A 14,281-nucleotide genomic window follows, 5' to 3' on the forward strand; every position below is an offset into this window, starting at 1 on the left:
ATGACGCCTTGGCCGCGCTCAGCCGCGCGGATCCAGCCAAACCCGCGCCCTGCCTGGAAAAAACCGCTTTACATGACAGGGGCATGACCCTACATCGCGGCTTCCGGCGGACCCCGTAGGTCTAACGTTGCGCTGCTAACGCCGGTCTGGGTTTAACAATTACAGGGGTTTACGTGAATTGCGCACGTATCCATTTCCCCTGGACCTGGTCCGCGAGCGGTCCCCTGAACGTCCTGTCGCACTCGTGCGGCCGCGTTCGGTTTCCGTAGCGGCGCGCTGGTTCCAGGATAATCTAAAGGCCGACGTCTTCTATGCAGTGAAGGCCAATCCCTCGCGCTGGGTCATCGAGACCCTGGTCGAGGCGGGCGTCACCGCGTTCGATGTCGCATCGCTGTCAGAGATCGAACTGGTCCGGTCGGTCAGCGCCGACGCGCGTCTGGCCTTCATGCACCCGGTCAAGAGCCGCGGCGCCATCACCCGCGCCTATTTCGATCACGGCGTCCGCACCTTCTCGCTGGACAGCCATGACGAGCTGGCCAAGATCCTCGACGCCACTGGCGGCGCGACGGATCTGAACCTGCTGGTGCGGATGACGGTCTCGGCCGACGGCGCGGCCTATTCGCTGTCGGGCAAGTTCGGCGTCTCGCCGGACCAGGCTCCGTCCCTACTGCTGGCCACGCGCCAGGCGGTGGTCGACGGCCTGATGGGCGTCTGCTTCCACGTCGGTTCGCAGTGCATGCGCCCGTCCGCCTATGAGGCCGCCATGGCCCAGGTCGGCCGCGCCATCACCCGCGCCGGCGTGATCGTCGACATCGTCGATGTCGGCGGCGGCTTCCCCTCGGTCTATCCGGGCATGGTCCCGCCGGACATGCAGGAATACGCGGACGCCATCCACCGCGGCTTCGCCGAGATGCCGGTCACCCACACCACCGAACTGTGGTGCGAGCCCGGCCGGGCCCTGGTCGCCGAGTCGTCGTCGGTCCTGTGCCGCGTCGATCTGCGCAAGGGCGACGCCCTGTATCTGAACGACGGTTCGTACGGCTCGCTGTTCGACGCGACCCATTCGCGCTGGCCCTTCCCGACCAAGCTGGTCCGGGACGGCGCGAGTTCGACCGACCTCAAGCCGTTCCGCTTCTACGGCCCGACCTGCGACTCCATCGACCACATGCCGGGCCCGTTCTGGCTGCCGGCCGATGTGCAGGAAGGCGACTTCATCGAGATCGGCATGCTGGGCGCCTATGGCGTCGCCATGTCGACCGGCTTCAACGGCTATGGCGAACACGACATCGCCGCGGTCGGAGATGCTCCGATGGCCTCGCTGTACGGCCTCGCCCCGCGCTCCATCCCGACCGTGCGCACCACGGCGGAAGAGACCGCGCGCAAGGTGGTTCGCCTGTCGCGCCCCAAGGGCAAGGCCGGCCAGCGGAAGAAGCAGCGGCGCTAAACCGTCGCTTTTGCGTTGTAATCAGCAGCGGCCCGTCGCTCCGTCCGGGCCGCTGTTTCTTTTGACGACGGGCGCTCAAATCAAAGGGAAACCCTTGCAATGAACGCTCCTGTTCAGTCGAATCAGAAGGCCCAGCTGCTTCAGAACACCGTCGAGCACGTGGACATCACGTCCTTCGACGCGCGTCCGATCATCGACAGCATGCGCAAGATGTCGTTCTCGAGCCGCGACACGGCCCGGGCCGCCGACATCTTCAACATGGCCATCGAGGACAAGGACTGCTCGCCGTGGCTGATCCTGGCCGGCTCGACCTCCGCCGGCGGCTGCATGCACGTGTACCGCGACATGGTGAAGTTCGGCATGATCGACGCCGTGGTCGCCACCGGCGCCTCGATCGTCGACATGGATTTCTTCGAGGCCCTGGGCTTCAAACACTACCAGGCCGCCGGCGAGGTCGACGACAACGTCCTGCGCGACAACTACATCGACCGGATCTACGACACCTATATCGACGAGGAAGAGCTCCAGGCCTGCGACCACACCATCCTGGAGATCTGCAACCGGCTGGAGCCGCGCGGCTATTCCTCGCGCGAATTCATCTGGGAAATGGGCAAATGGCTCAGCGAGGGCAATGCGAAGAAGCCCGGTTCGCTGATCCAGACCGCCTATGAAGAGGGCGTGCCGATCTTCTGCCCGGCCTTCGTCGACAGCTCGGCCGGCTTCGGCCTGGTCAAGCACCAGAAGGAGCGGATCGCGGCGGGCCAGCCGTATCTGATGATCGACGCGGTGGCGGACTTCCGCGAACTGACGGACATCAAGATCGCCGCGGGCGTGACCGGCCTGTTCATGGTCGGCGGCGGCGTGCCGAAGAACTTTGCGCAGGATACCGTCGTCTGCGCCGAAATCCTCGGCGTCGAGGCCGAGATGCACCGCTATGCGGTCCAGATCACGGTCGCCGACGTTCGGGACGGCGCCTGCTCGTCCTCGACCCTCAAGGAGGCCGCCTCCTGGGGCAAGGTCCAGACCACGCACGAGCAGATGGTCTTCGCCGAGGCCACCACGGTCGTGCCGCTGATCGGTTCGGACGCCTACCACCGCGGAACCTGGAAGAACCGCGACAAGCGCCGCTGGAACAAGCTGTTCGGCAAGTAGGCGATTCAAGAAGTACGGGAGCCGGGATCGCGATCCCGGCTTCTTTCGTTCGGGAACCGCCCGGGCGTGTGCCCGCTTCCTTCAATGAAGGAGCTTCGCCATGAACGAACAGCACGAAACCGAAGACGCCCGCGAGGCCGACGACATGGGCGAAAAGCCCGATCTGGGCCGCAAGCCGGACGCCATGACCGAGGCCCTGTCGGGTTCGGACATGGGGTCGGACACCCGCTCCGGCTCGCTGCAGGGCGGCGCGGCGACAGGCTCGGATGACGATCCGGATCAGGACGTCATCAATGAAAGCCTCGCCAGCGAGGGCATGGCCTCGGCCGACCCCCAGTCGCCCTCGACTGCGGACCCGAACCCGATCAAGAACACGGGTGCGGACCGGACGGACCCCGGCGGCGATCCTGCCGAGGGCAAGCCGGACCAGGCCGACGCGGCGACCGGCTGACGCACGCGTCATTCCGCGCCTTGCCGAAGGCGTTAACCCGCCTTGCCGCCGCCGCAGCCATGAGCCACGGTACAGACAACCAACACAGTCTTTTCAAGGACGATACGGGATGAAGCGCATGTTCGCGGCCGCCGCTCTGATGGCGGCCCTGGCCTTGGCCGGCTGCGGCCAGAGTCCCGCGCCGGAAACCGCCGCGGCGGACGAGGCGGCGGCGGACACGGCCGCGCGCGCAACGCCTGCAACGGTCCCGACGGAGCCCGCGTCCACGGTCGCGGCTCCCGTGCCCGCGGCGCCCGGGGCGCCTTCGTTCGCGGTCGTCTATCCGGGCGGCGCGGTGAGCGGGCCCGCCACCATCGCCCAGGGGCCGGACGGCCCTGGCGGCATCCTCAGCTTCACCACCGACGCCACGCCCGACACGGTGGTCGCCTTCTACCGCCAGCGCGCGGAAGCCGCCGGCCTGGCCTCGGTCATGGCCATGAACCAGGGCGAGGCCCGCGCCTACGGAGCCGCGGCCGAGGACGGCAGCAGCCGGCTGTTGCGCGTCGTCGCCACCCCGGTGGAGAACGGTCCGACCAGCGTCCAGCTGGACTGGACCGCCGGCGGGTGAACCGCGCCGCCGCGCTCGCGGCCTGCGCCCTCCTGTGCGCCTGCGCCTCAGCCGACGGCGCCGCGCCCGTTGAGGCGTCTTCAGGTTATCTCGACGTCCAGGCGGTCCGCACGCTGTCCGATGCCGCGCCAACGCCTACGCCCTGGATCGTCCCCGACTTCCTGCCCGGCGAGCCGGACACGGACCGCTGGTGGCTGGCCAGTGCCCACGCCCAGCTGGCGGCGCCTGACGCGGCCCAGCATTTCGACTGCGCCCTGGGCGCCCGCTTCGCCCGGAAGCCGCGTCCGGCCCTGACCCGGCTGATGAATCGGCTGCTGATCGACGCCGACAGCCTGACCCGCCATCTGGCCGAACGCGCGCCCCGGCCGCGTCCGATAAAGGCCATCGCCGGACTGGAGCCGTGTCAGCGGGTCAATGACGCCATTCGCGACGGCCCTTCGTGGCCCGCGGGCGGAGCGGTGGCGGGATCGGCCTATGGCGAGATGTTCGCGGCCCTCGCGCCCGACCGGGCCGCGGAGGCCCGTCGCATCGGGCGCGAGATTGGATTGAGCCGCGCCGTCTGCCGCATGAACTGGCCGGGCGATGTAGCGGACGGCGCGGCGCTGGGACTCCGGCTGTATGCTGCAGCGGCGGGATCGCCCGCATTCATAGCCGATCTCGAGGCCGCCCGGTCAGAGGTCGCCGCCGCGCGCGCCGAAGGGCTGACGAACCCCGGGTGCGCCGCCGAACGGCGGGCGCTGGGTCAGGCCGGCCGGGGGGCGACCAGCGCGCCGTAGAGATCCGTCCGCCGGTCCCGGAAGAAGCCCCAGGCGGCCCGGTGCCGATCGACATAGTCGAGGTCGAAGGTGTGGACCAGGGCCCCTTCGTCGTCGCGGCCGAAGCTCTCGACCAGATCGCCGCGATGGTCGGCGATGAAGGACGAGCCGTAGAAGACCTGGCCTGCCTCGGTCACCCGCTCATGCCCGGTGCGGTTGGCGCCGACGACCGGCACGACGTTCGATACCGCGTGGCCCTGCATGGCGCGCCGCCACGGGTCGGCGGTGTCCAGCTCCTTGTCGTGCGGCTCGGAGCCGATGGCGGTCGGATAGAACAGCACCTCGGCGCCCTGCAGCATCATGGCGCGGGCGGTTTCGGGGTACCACTGGTCCCAGCAGATGCCGACGCCGATGCGGCCGTGGCGCGTGTCCCAGACCTTGAAGCCGGTGTCGCCGGGCCGGAAATAGTATTTCTCCTGGTAGCCCGGGCCGTCGGGGATGTGGCTCTTGCGATAGACGCCCAGGGCGCGGCCGTCGGCGTCCAGCATGACCATGGAGTTGAAATAGTGCGGCCCCTCGCGCTCGAAGATCGAGACGGGGATGGCGACGCCCAGTTCGGCGGCGACCGGCTGGAGCGCAGTCACGCAAGGATGCTCGCGCCACGGATGGGCGGCGCCGAACCACTTCTCTTCCTGGGTGACGCAGAAATACGGACCCTGGAACAGTTCCGAGGGCAGGATCACCTGCGCGCCCCTGGAGGCGGCCTGGCGGATCAGCTCGATGGTCTTGTCGATGTTCGCCTGCAGATCCTCGCCGTACGAAGTCTGCAGGGCGGCGACTGTGATGGTGCGGGTCATGAAGTGATAGTGACAGTGCTGGTGAGCAAAACGAAAACGACCTTCATCGGCTTTGAACTGCCTTCTTCTGTTCGAGGGAGTGGATCAGCCCGGTGGTCATTCGCCCCAGCTCAAACAGCTCGGTCAGCAAAGCCTTGCAGACTGCGTCGTCAACGTAACCAAGGCGACGAGCGATGATCAGGAGCGTCTCGACCTCGGCCAACGAGCCCCGTGCGATTCCGACAAACTGGATGAATTCCCCAGTCGACCGTCTTCCCGCCCCTTCGGCGATATTCGCGGCAACTGACACTGCGGCGCGTCTGGTCTGGCTCACCAGCCCATACTGCTCATGCTTGGGCCAATCGCTTGACAGACGATAGATGGTTTCCGTGAGGTCCAGCGCGATTTGCCAGACCTTGAGATCACGGTGGCTCTGAAGTGACTGGCTCACCCCTCGCTCACTAACACTATCACCTCTCAATGCTAAGCGGGCTCCTGCTGTGTGATGCAGTGGAAGGATCCGCCGCCGGACAGGATGGCGATGGATGGAAGGGGGATGATCTCCCGGTCCGGGAAAATTGTCTTCAGGCCCTGACACGCCAGATCGGCGGGGCGGTCGTCGCCATAGGTCGGGACGATGACGGCGCCGTTGGCGATGAGGAAATTCATGTGGCTGGCCGGCACGGGTTTCTCGTCCTCGTCGCCGACGAAGCCCGGCGAGGGAAGGCGCAGCACCCTGATCGGCGCGCCGGCCGCATCGGTCATCTGCGACAGCGTCCGCGCGACGGTGTCATAGACGGCGTCGTTCGGGTCGCCCTTGCCCCAGGCGACCGGACAGGCGACCACGCCGGGGGCGACGAAGCGGGCCAGATTGTCGACATGGCCGTCAGTGTGGTCGTTCAGCAGGCCCTCGCCGAGCCACAGCACCTTGCGGGCGCCGAGGGAGCCGGCGAGCGCCGCCTCGGCCTTTTCTTCGGTCCAGCCCGTGTTCCGGTTCGGGTTGAGCACGCACTGGCGCGTCGTCAGGATCGTACCCTGACCGTCGTGGTCGACCGCGCCCCCCTCGAGGATGAAGTCGTTGCGGGTCAGCGGCGCGCCCGAGGTCTGGCCGATCTGGTCGGCGACCGTGTCGTCATGCTCCAGTTCGTATTTCCCGCCCCAGCCGTTGAAGCGGAAGGCTGCGGCCGTTCGGGAAGCTTCACCGAAGATCGGTCCGGTGTCGCGCAGCCAGATGTCGCCGAAGCGGCCGTCGATCACCTCGACGCCGGCCACGCCGGCGAAGCGGGCGCGGGCGCCGTCCAGCGCCTCCGGCTTGCCGACCAGCAGCCTGACCCGCTCACGGCCCGGACCGGCGAGGGCGCGTACGAGGGCCTCGACCTCGGCCTGGGCCGGTTCCAGATTGGCTTCCCACAGCTCGGCGTGGCTGGGCCAGCCGACCCACATCGCGCGGTGCGGCGCCCATTCGGCGGGGATGGGGAGGGTCATGGGGGCGAGCGTCCTGAACGGCGGCAAGGCGACCGCGCCACATAGACACGGCGGCTCCCGACTTCAACTTGCTCCAGGCCGGCACGGCCTTTCCAAACGGCAGAAGGGGCGGCCCGTTTCCCGGCCGCCCCTTCCGTTTTTGATCCCGAAACCTGGCCTAGAAGCTGGTGCCGAGGGTCACGACCGCCGTACGGGGCGAACCCAGCGAACCGGTGCGCAGTCCCGTCGTGCTGGTCGAGATGTTGCCCAGATAGTCCTCGCCGAACAGGTTGGTCACATTGACCTGCACGAAGGCGTCGCGGATGCCGAAGGTGTCGGTCAGGTCGTAGCGGGCGTCGAAGTCCACCACCGTGTAGCCGGCGAAGGATTCGCTGTTCACGTCGTTGGTGAAGCGGTCGTCGACGGCCTTGGTTTGCAGACCCACCGACAGGTTGTCGGTCGCCTGCCAGTCGACGCGGGCCGCGTAGGTCCACTCCGGCGTTTCGACCAGCTTCTTGCCGCCCGTCGGCAGGAAGACGCCGGGGCTGGTTTCCAGATCGTCCTGGACTTCGCTGTCGTTCCACGAGGCCGAGCCGTAAACGGTCAGCCTGTCGGTCACTTCCCAGCCGACCTGGGCGTCGATGCCCCTCTGTTCGACGGCGCCCAGGTTGCGGTCAATGAACTCGTTGAAGAACGGCGACAGCGGATCGTTGTCGCGCGAGGACACGATGCGATTCTGGTAGTCGGTATACCAGACCGCGGCCGAGGCGATCATGCGGTCGTTGCGATAGCGGTAGCCCACATCATACGACTTGGTGGTCTCTGGCTGGACCGTCGAGAAGTTCAGCGAGCCGTCGGCGGCGCGGGCCGGCTGGTAGAGGTTGTCGGTGCGCGGCACCGAAATGCCTTCGGCATAGCTGGTGTAGAAGCTGTGCCCTTCCGCGAAACGCCACACGACGCCGGCGTTGGGAAGCACGTCCTCATATTTGATCTCGGCCGAATAGGGCGAAACCCACTCGGCCGTGCCGGTGCTGGCGAACCGCACATTGCCGTTCGCAAGCGTCAGGGTCGGCGTTTCCGTGGTGCAGCGCACCGTCGAACGACCGTCCTGCGAGAAGCAGTTCTGGTTCAGCTTGCGGACGAAGAAGGGCGCGCGGGCGCCGATGCTGACGGTGACGGCGTCTTCGAAGAAGTTGCCGCGGTATTCGAGGGCGAACTGGTTCAGTTGGGCGATCGAGAAGCGGTCGCGCGACCGGTAAACCGAGCCGTCGACGCCGAAGACGCGGTCTTCGGGACTACCCCAGCGCTCCTGACCGCCAAACACGTTCAGCGGTTCGCTGGCGGGGTTGAACCGGGTGGCTTCGCCCGTCTGGCGGTGACGGCCGTAGTCAAGCGTATAGGCGGCGCGCAGGCGGTGATCGTCGTTCAGATCCCAGATCAGCGAACTGATGATGCCATAGCGGTGGGTATTGGTGTTCGACGGCGTGTAAAGGCCCACGTTGTCGAGGACGTCGCCGTCGCCGTTCAGATCGACGCCGGTGCCGCCCGTGTTGCCGCCGCCCAGATCGAGGCGGTCATCCCGCTCCTGCACCAGGGTGAAGCCGCCGCCGTTGGCGATGACATACTGGAACGAGGGATCGAAGGTGAAGCGGATGCTGTCGGTCAGCCCGTAGCTGAACTGGCCACGGATGTTGCCGGTGTTCGACGGGTTGATGCGCAGGCCGTGGTAGTTGGTGCAGCTGCCGGTGGCCACGCTGCCGTCGGACAGGACCCGGCGCGACTGGGTGGCTTCGTTCTGCGTCGTGCCGTTGACGGCGAGCGGACGGAAGCAGGCGATGTCGTTTTCGAGGTGGGTGCCGGCCTCGAACTGGGCCTTGTTGATGAAGTTGTTGTAGAAGTCGTTGCGATTGACGTTCCAGTTGAACGCCAGGCTCGCGAAATCGCCGTCGCCCAAGTCCTGGTACAGGCGGCCGTTATACTGCTGCTTTTCCAGCTCGCCCGGACCCTTGAACTTGTCGTAGTTGGTGTAGGACGCGGTCAGATAGCCGGTCGTGCCCCAGGGCCCGAAGGCGCCGCTGTCGGCCCGCACGAAGACGCGGCCGTAGTTGAACTCGCCGACCGAAGCGTTGACCTGGAGTCCCGCTTCCTGGAGCGGGCGGGCCGTGGTGTAGTTGATGGTGCCGCCGGTAGCCGAGGCGGTCGGGCTGTCGACGTCGGTCGTGCCCTGGTTGACCGAGGCGCGCTCAATCAGTTCCGGATCCAGCTGCTGGTTGGTGTAGGTGGCGTAGTTGCCGGTGTCGTTCAGCGGCACGCCGTCGAAGGTCAGGGACACGCGGTTGCCGTCGAACCCGCGCATGCGGATGTTGCCGCCCGAGTTACCGTAGGGGTCGGCGTTCACGAAGTTCAGGCCGGGGACGAGGTTCAGGGTCTGCAGGATCGTCTGGCCCGGGCTCTGGGTCGAGATGAACTCCTGCGTGATGGTCGAGCGGGTCTTGGCCACGCTCTCGGCGACGATGGAGCCGTCGGTCGTGAACGGTCCGCGCGTGCCCGTGACGACCACGGTGTCCAGTTCGGTGGCTTCGGTCGCGACCGTGCCCGAAGACTGGGCGGAGGCGGCGCCGGCGACCAGAAGGCCGCTGAAGAGGGCGGTCGTCGCCCAGAACACGCGTTTGCGGTTCGTCATAGTCATCTATCCCCGATGAAGATGGGCGCGAGCGCCCTGCGACCGGCGGCGGCCGGTTGAAATCCCGCCCCCTCTAGGCGTGCCTTGGGAAAGTGGGACGACATTCGTGTGACAGTGATATGACAGCCCGGACGGGTGACCCGGGAGACACACTGCTGTGGGTCGTTTAGCTGTGGATGACGCTTCCGATCTGATCCGTGGACGGAGCGTGAAGCTTCAGGATCACAAGGATGAGGTGGTGGCTGGAGGCGGGCTCGAACCGCCGACCTGTGGGTTATGAATCCACCGCTCTAACCAGCTGAGCTACCCAGCCCCGATTGCTCGAGTTCCGGCGGGAACTGGTCTGACCGCCGGAAGAGGCGTGCCTATATAGGCGGGCGAGGGCGGATTCAAGTCGAGGAAGCGCCGCGGCTTTCGGTGCGACGAAGGTGACGGCGCCGGACCGGAACGGTTAGGCTGGGCGGGCCGTTCGTTCGCTGTTCCACCCGGAGGATTTCCATGCGCCTGCTCGCCCTCGCCGCCACTGTCGCCGCCGCCGTGCTTTCCGCCGCCTGCGGGGCCGGCGAACAGGATGGCGCGTCTCCGGGGCAGGCCGGCGCGCCTCTCGAAACCCGGCCCGCCAACGGCGCAGGCCAGCAACCTGCCTTCCCCGGACAGACCCGCGCGCCCGGCGTCCGCACCGAAACGGCGTTGGCGCACAGGATCGTGGCCTCGGGACTGGAGCATCCGTGGGGTCTGGCCCTGTTGCCCGACGGCGGCTGGCTGGTCACCGAACGGCCCGGCCGCCTGCGAATCATCACCGCCGGGGGCGCGATCGGCGAACCCGTCGCGGGCCTGCCCGCCGTGGACGCCCGGGGCCAGGGCGGCCTGCTGGACGTCGCAGCCGGTCCGACCTTCGGCGCCGACCGGCTGATCTACTGGAGCTATTCCGAACCGCGCGAGGGCGGCAACGCCACCTCGGTCGCGCGCGCCCGGCTGTCGGATGACGGAACCCGGGTCGAGAACGTCCAGATCATCTTCCGCGCCCTGCCGGTCTATAATGGAGACAAGCATTTCGGATCGTCGCTCGCCTTCGACGACGCGGGCCATCTGTTCGTCACCCTGGGCGAGCGGTCCGACAGGCCGATGCGGCCCCAGGCCCAGGACCTCGGTTCCCACATGGGCAAGGTCGTCCGGATCAACGCCGACGGCTCGGTTCCGCGCGACAATCCCTTCGTCGGCCGCGCCGGCGCCCTGCCCGAGATCTGGTCGCTGGGCCACCGCAACGTCCAGGGCGTGGCCATCGCGCCCGACGGCGCCGTCTGGACCATGGAGCACGGCACGCGCGGCGGCGACGAACTGAACCGGCTGGAAGCCGGCAAGAACTACGGCTGGCCGGTCATCGCCTATGGCGTCGAATACAGCGGCGGGCCGATCAACGAGGGCGTCACCGCGCGCGAAGGCATGGAGCAGCCCGTCTACTACTGGGATCCCGTCATCGCGCCCGGCGGCATGACCTTCTACGACGGCGCCATGTTCCCCGGCTGGCGCGGCAATCTTCTGGTCGCCGGCCTGAAGGAAAAGCACATCGCCCGGCTTGTGCTCGAAGGCGGCCGGGTGGTCGGCGAGGAGCGGTTGTTGACGGGCCTGGGCGAAAGGATCCGCGACGTGGCGGTCGCCCCGGATGGCGCCGTCTGGGCGATCACGGACGAGCAGAACGGCAAGCTGGTGCGGCTGGCGGCGTCTTGAGGGCTCCACCGCCCGGCGCGCGGCGCCCCGCTGCTTGAGCGCAGGTCAATCCCGCAGCAGGTCGTTCACCCCGGTCTTGGCCCGGGTCTGCGCGTCGACCCGTTTGACGATCACAGCGCAGTAGAGCGACGGGCCGCCGTTCGGGTCGGGCAGGCTGCCCGGCACCACGACGCTGTACGCGGGCACCTCGCCGCGGAAGACCTCTCCGGTCGCCCGGTCGACGATCTTCGTCGAGGCCGACAGATAGACGCCCATGGCCAGGACGGCGCCCTCGCGCACGATCACGCCCTCGGCCACCTCGGCGCGGGCGCCGATGAAACAGCCGTCCTCGATGATGGTCGGATTGGCCTGCAGCGGCTCCAGCACGCCGCCGATGCCCGCCCCGCCGGACAGGTGCACATTCTTGCCGATCTGGGCGCAGGACCCGACCGTGGCCCAGGCGTCGACCATCGAACCCTCGTCGACGAAGGCGCCGATGTTCACGAAGCTGGGCATCAGCACGACGTTGCGGCCGATGAAGGCTCCTTGACGCGCCACGGCGCCCGGCACGGCGCGGAAGCCCGCGCGCTCGAAGTCCGCCTCGGTCCAGCGGGCCCATTTGACCGGCACCTTGTCCCAGTACGGCCCGGGCGTCGGATCGCTGGCGCTCATGACCGCTCCGACGTGGCCGCCCATGCGGACGTTCGGATTGAGCCGGAACGACAGCAGCACGGCCTTCTTCAGCCACTGATGCGTGGTCCAGACGCCGTCCGCCCCGCGCGACGCGACCCGGGCCTCGCCCGAGTCGAGCAGGGCCAGGGCCTGTTCAACGGCCTTGCGGACCTCGCCGTGGGTCGAGACCGAAATGTCCGCCCGGTCCTCCCAGGCGGTTTCGATGACGGATTCAAGGTGCGCGCGATCCAGCATCAGGCGTCTCCGGGCAGGCGGGCGGTGGCGAGGAAGGGACCGAGCGCGGCGGCCCGGTGGTCGACGAAGGCGACGTCGGCGTCATGGGCCCGGGACCCGACCAGCACGGTCGTCATCCCGATGGCGTGGGCCGGTTCGAGATTCCGCACCGTATCCTCGAAAAAGGCGGCCGAATCCGGCGCGACGCCGAACCGCTCCGTCATCCGGGCGAAGGTGCGGGGGTCCGGCTTGGGGATCAGGTCGGCGTCTTCCAGCGAGAACAGGCCGTCGAACAGGTCGGCCAGCGCGAGCCGCTCGATCACCCGCCGGGCATGGGCGGTCGAACCGTTGGTGAAGACGATGCGCGGTCCGTCCAGCCGCTCCAGCGCCGCGCGCAGGCCGGGATCGGGCGTCAGAACATCCAGCGGCACGTCGTGCACCTCGGCGAGGAAGTCGTGGGGATCGATCCGGTAGTGGGCCATCAGCCCGGCCAGCGAGGTGCCATAGTCGTTGAGATAGCCCTTCTGCACGATCATGGCCTGGTCAGCCGGCAGGCCCGAGGTGCGCACGACATAGTCGTTGATGCGCTGCTGGATCAGACCCATGAACTGCGACTCGGGCGGATACAGGGTGTCGTCCAGATCGAAGATCCAGCTGCGGACATGGCGCAGATCGGCTCCCAGTTCGGTCGCCGGGACGGCCTCCGCGCTCATTCCGCCTTCACCAGGGTGCCGGCGCCGTGCTCGGTGAACAGCTCGACCAGCATGGCGTGCGGGCGCCGGCCGTCCAGGATGACCACGGCCTCGACCCCGTCGCGCACCGCCGCCATGGCGGTCTCGAGCTTGGGGATCATGCCCCCGGTCGCCACCCCGTCCTCGATCAGTTTCGCGGCCTCGCCGACCGTCATCTGGCGGATGATCTGGCCGTCCGCGCCCCTGACCCCCGCCACGTCGGTCAGCAGCAGCATGCGCTTGGCCTTCAGCGACCCCGCCAGGGCGCCGGCTACGGTGTCGGCGTTGACGTTGAACGTCTGGCCGTCCTCGGCCACGCCGATCGGGGCGATGACCGGCACCCAGTCGGCGTCGGATTCGAGCAGGCGCACGATCAGCTTGGGGTCGACCTTCGTCGGTTCGCCGACCAGACCCAGGTCGACCTCATGCTCGATCATGCTGTCCGGATCGCGTTTCGTCCGGCGGGTCTTCTCGACCGTCAGCAGGCCGGCGTCCTTGCCCGACAGGCCGATGCCGCGGACGTCCGCCTCGCGGCCGGCCATGGTGATCCAGTGAGCGATCTCCTTGTTGACGGCGCCGGACAGGACCATTTCGGCCACCTGCATGGTGTCGGCGTCCGTCACCCGAAGTCCGTCGACGAAGCTGGACCGGACTCCGGCCTTGTCCAGCATGGCGCTGATCTGCGGTCCGCCGCCGTGCACCACGACGGGGTTGACCCCCATCAGCTTCAGAAGGACCACGTCGGCGGCGAACTGTTTCGCCACGGCGCTCTCGCCCATGGCGTGGCCGCCGTATTTGATCACCACCGTCTTGCGATCGTAGATCTGGATGTACGGCAGGGCCTCGGCCAGCGTCTTCGCCGTGTCCCAGCCGCGTTCCTCGGATTGCCGTTCGGTCTCGTCCATGATGGCGGGTCAGTAAAGCCAGGGCCGCCCCCTGTCATCATGAAACCGGACGGTCTCCACGCCGTTCCAACCGGCATGAACCCGCACGACATCGATGATCGCGACCTGACGCCGTCCAGCCCGACGGACCCCGCCTCGCTGCAGCACCCCGATCCGACCCTCTGCCCCGAGTGTCAGGGCGCTGGCGTCAACGTCTCGGGCGAAACCTGCGCCGTCTGCGAGGGGACGGGCAAGGCGACCGGTCGAACCGGCGGCGGCTGAACTTCGCACACGTCGGCCTTGAATCCTGGATATCCAGGGATCCTCGGCTTGTAGCTATATGGCCACGCTGGCCGCTTATCCGCTTACCCGGCTCGACCTTGGCCAGCTGGGCTGTTAAGAGGGTCCAGCGGCGGCTTGTACGCCGTCAAAAATTCATTTGGGCTGCGGAGGGCATCCACCCATGCGCGTAAAGACTTTCATCATGGCCACCAGCGCGGTCGGGGCTCTGGCCCTGTCGGCCGGCGCAGCGGCGGCTGAGCCGAATGGCTGGTATGGGGCGATAGACGCCGGTTACCATACCCTGGGCGACGTGGAGACGCGTTCGACGACGACGTCGGCTGCGTTTGACATCGCCACGGAAGGCGACTGGGCGGCGTTT

The 14,281-nt window shown here is 67.7% G+C and carries 14 protein-coding genes, 1 tRNA gene and 1 pseudogene; 8 read left to right on the forward strand and 8 right to left on the reverse strand.

Annotation, left to right across the window (positions count from 1 at the left end; translation table 11 throughout):
- Positions 1-178 precede the first annotated feature (178 nt).
- From VN378_RS06700 to VN378_RS06720, 5 genes are all read left to right on the forward strand, one after another.
- Positions 179-1,444: a type III PLP-dependent enzyme gene (locus VN378_RS06700; RefSeq protein WP_325742167.1), complete on the forward strand. Its 1,266-nt coding sequence runs from the start codon at positions 179-181 to the stop codon at positions 1,442-1,444.
- A 99-nt stretch (positions 1,445-1,543) separates the two neighbouring features.
- A complete protein-coding gene (locus tag VN378_RS06705) occupies positions 1,544-2,596 on the forward strand; it encodes a 1,9-bis(guanidino)-5-aza-nonane synthase (protein ID WP_325742169.1) in 1,053 nt (350 codons plus the stop codon).
- A 100-nt stretch (positions 2,597-2,696) separates the two neighbouring features.
- On the forward strand, positions 2,697-3,047 hold the full coding sequence (locus tag VN378_RS06710; RefSeq protein WP_325742171.1) for a ribonuclease: 351 nt from the start codon (positions 2,697-2,699) through the stop codon (positions 3,045-3,047).
- Positions 3,048-3,156: 109 nt separating this feature from the next.
- Entirely contained in the window at positions 3,157-3,654 is a 498-nt protein-coding gene (locus VN378_RS06715) for a hypothetical protein (protein WP_325742172.1), read from the forward strand.
- A complete protein-coding gene (locus VN378_RS06720) occupies positions 3,651-4,430 on the forward strand; it encodes a PA-phosphatase (protein ID WP_325742174.1) in 780 nt (259 codons plus the stop codon). The genes VN378_RS06715 and VN378_RS06720 overlap by 4 nt, the downstream gene beginning before the upstream one ends.
- Here VN378_RS06720 and aguB read toward each other — a convergent pair.
- The 5 genes from aguB to VN378_RS06745 form a co-directional block, all read right to left on the reverse strand.
- Positions 4,397-5,266, reverse strand: coding sequence for an N-carbamoylputrescine amidase (gene aguB / locus VN378_RS06725; protein WP_325742176.1), 870 nt, complete (start codon positions 5,264-5,266; stop codon positions 4,397-4,399). The two genes, VN378_RS06720 and aguB, sit on opposite strands and share 34 nt — an antisense overlap.
- Positions 5,267-5,309: 43 nt before the next feature.
- Positions 5,310-5,696: a four helix bundle protein gene (locus VN378_RS06730; protein WP_325742178.1), complete on the reverse strand. Its 387-nt coding sequence runs from the start codon at positions 5,694-5,696 to the stop codon at positions 5,310-5,312.
- Between the two features lie 32 nt (positions 5,697-5,728).
- Positions 5,729-6,730, reverse strand: a complete 1,002-nt coding sequence (locus tag VN378_RS06735; protein ID WP_325742180.1) for an agmatine deiminase family protein — start codon at positions 6,728-6,730, stop codon at positions 5,729-5,731.
- A gap of 157 nt (positions 6,731-6,887) precedes the next feature.
- Positions 6,888-9,392, reverse strand: a complete 2,505-nt coding sequence (locus VN378_RS06740; RefSeq protein ID WP_325742182.1) for a TonB-dependent receptor — start codon at positions 9,390-9,392, stop codon at positions 6,888-6,890.
- A 236-nt stretch (positions 9,393-9,628) separates the two neighbouring features.
- Positions 9,629-9,705, reverse strand: a tRNA-Met gene (locus VN378_RS06745).
- 185 nt (positions 9,706-9,890) lie between these two features.
- Between VN378_RS06745 and VN378_RS06750 the strand changes: the two genes are divergently transcribed.
- On the forward strand, positions 9,891-11,120 hold the full coding sequence (locus tag VN378_RS06750; RefSeq protein ID WP_325742184.1) for a PQQ-dependent sugar dehydrogenase: 1,230 nt from the start codon (positions 9,891-9,893) through the stop codon (positions 11,118-11,120).
- Between the two features lie 45 nt (positions 11,121-11,165).
- Here VN378_RS06750 and dapD read toward each other — a convergent pair whose 3' ends face one another.
- From dapD to argB, 3 genes are read right to left on the reverse strand one after another with little or no spacing between them, the layout of a single operon-like run.
- On the reverse strand, positions 11,166-12,026 hold the full coding sequence (gene dapD / locus VN378_RS06755) for a 2,3,4,5-tetrahydropyridine-2,6-dicarboxylate N-succinyltransferase (RefSeq protein ID WP_325742186.1): 861 nt from the start codon (positions 12,024-12,026) through the stop codon (positions 11,166-11,168).
- Positions 12,026-12,718, reverse strand: a complete 693-nt coding sequence (locus VN378_RS06760; protein WP_325742191.1) for a pyrimidine 5'-nucleotidase — start codon at positions 12,716-12,718, stop codon at positions 12,026-12,028. The genes dapD and VN378_RS06760 overlap by 1 nt, the downstream gene beginning before the upstream one ends.
- The gene (argB, locus tag VN378_RS06765) at positions 12,715-13,641 is read right to left on the reverse strand and encodes an acetylglutamate kinase (RefSeq protein ID WP_325742193.1); all 927 of its coding nucleotides are present in this window, start codon (positions 13,639-13,641) and stop codon (positions 12,715-12,717) included. Before argB ends, VN378_RS06760 begins: the two co-directional genes overlap by 4 nt.
- 75 nt (positions 13,642-13,716) lie before the next feature.
- On the opposite strand from argB, the gene VN378_RS06770 reads away from it, so the two are divergent.
- Positions 13,717-13,902, forward strand: a complete 186-nt coding sequence (locus VN378_RS06770) for a hypothetical protein (protein WP_325742195.1) — start codon at positions 13,717-13,719, stop codon at positions 13,900-13,902.
- A gap of 181 nt (positions 13,903-14,083) precedes the next feature.
- Positions 14,084-14,281: pseudogene (locus VN378_RS06775) on the forward strand (cell envelope biogenesis protein OmpA); the annotation flags it as partial.

Origin of the sequence: Brevundimonas sp. (assembly GCF_035561115.1) — a bacterium.
In the GTDB taxonomy this organism is placed as follows: domain Bacteria; phylum Pseudomonadota; class Alphaproteobacteria; order Caulobacterales; family Caulobacteraceae; genus Brevundimonas.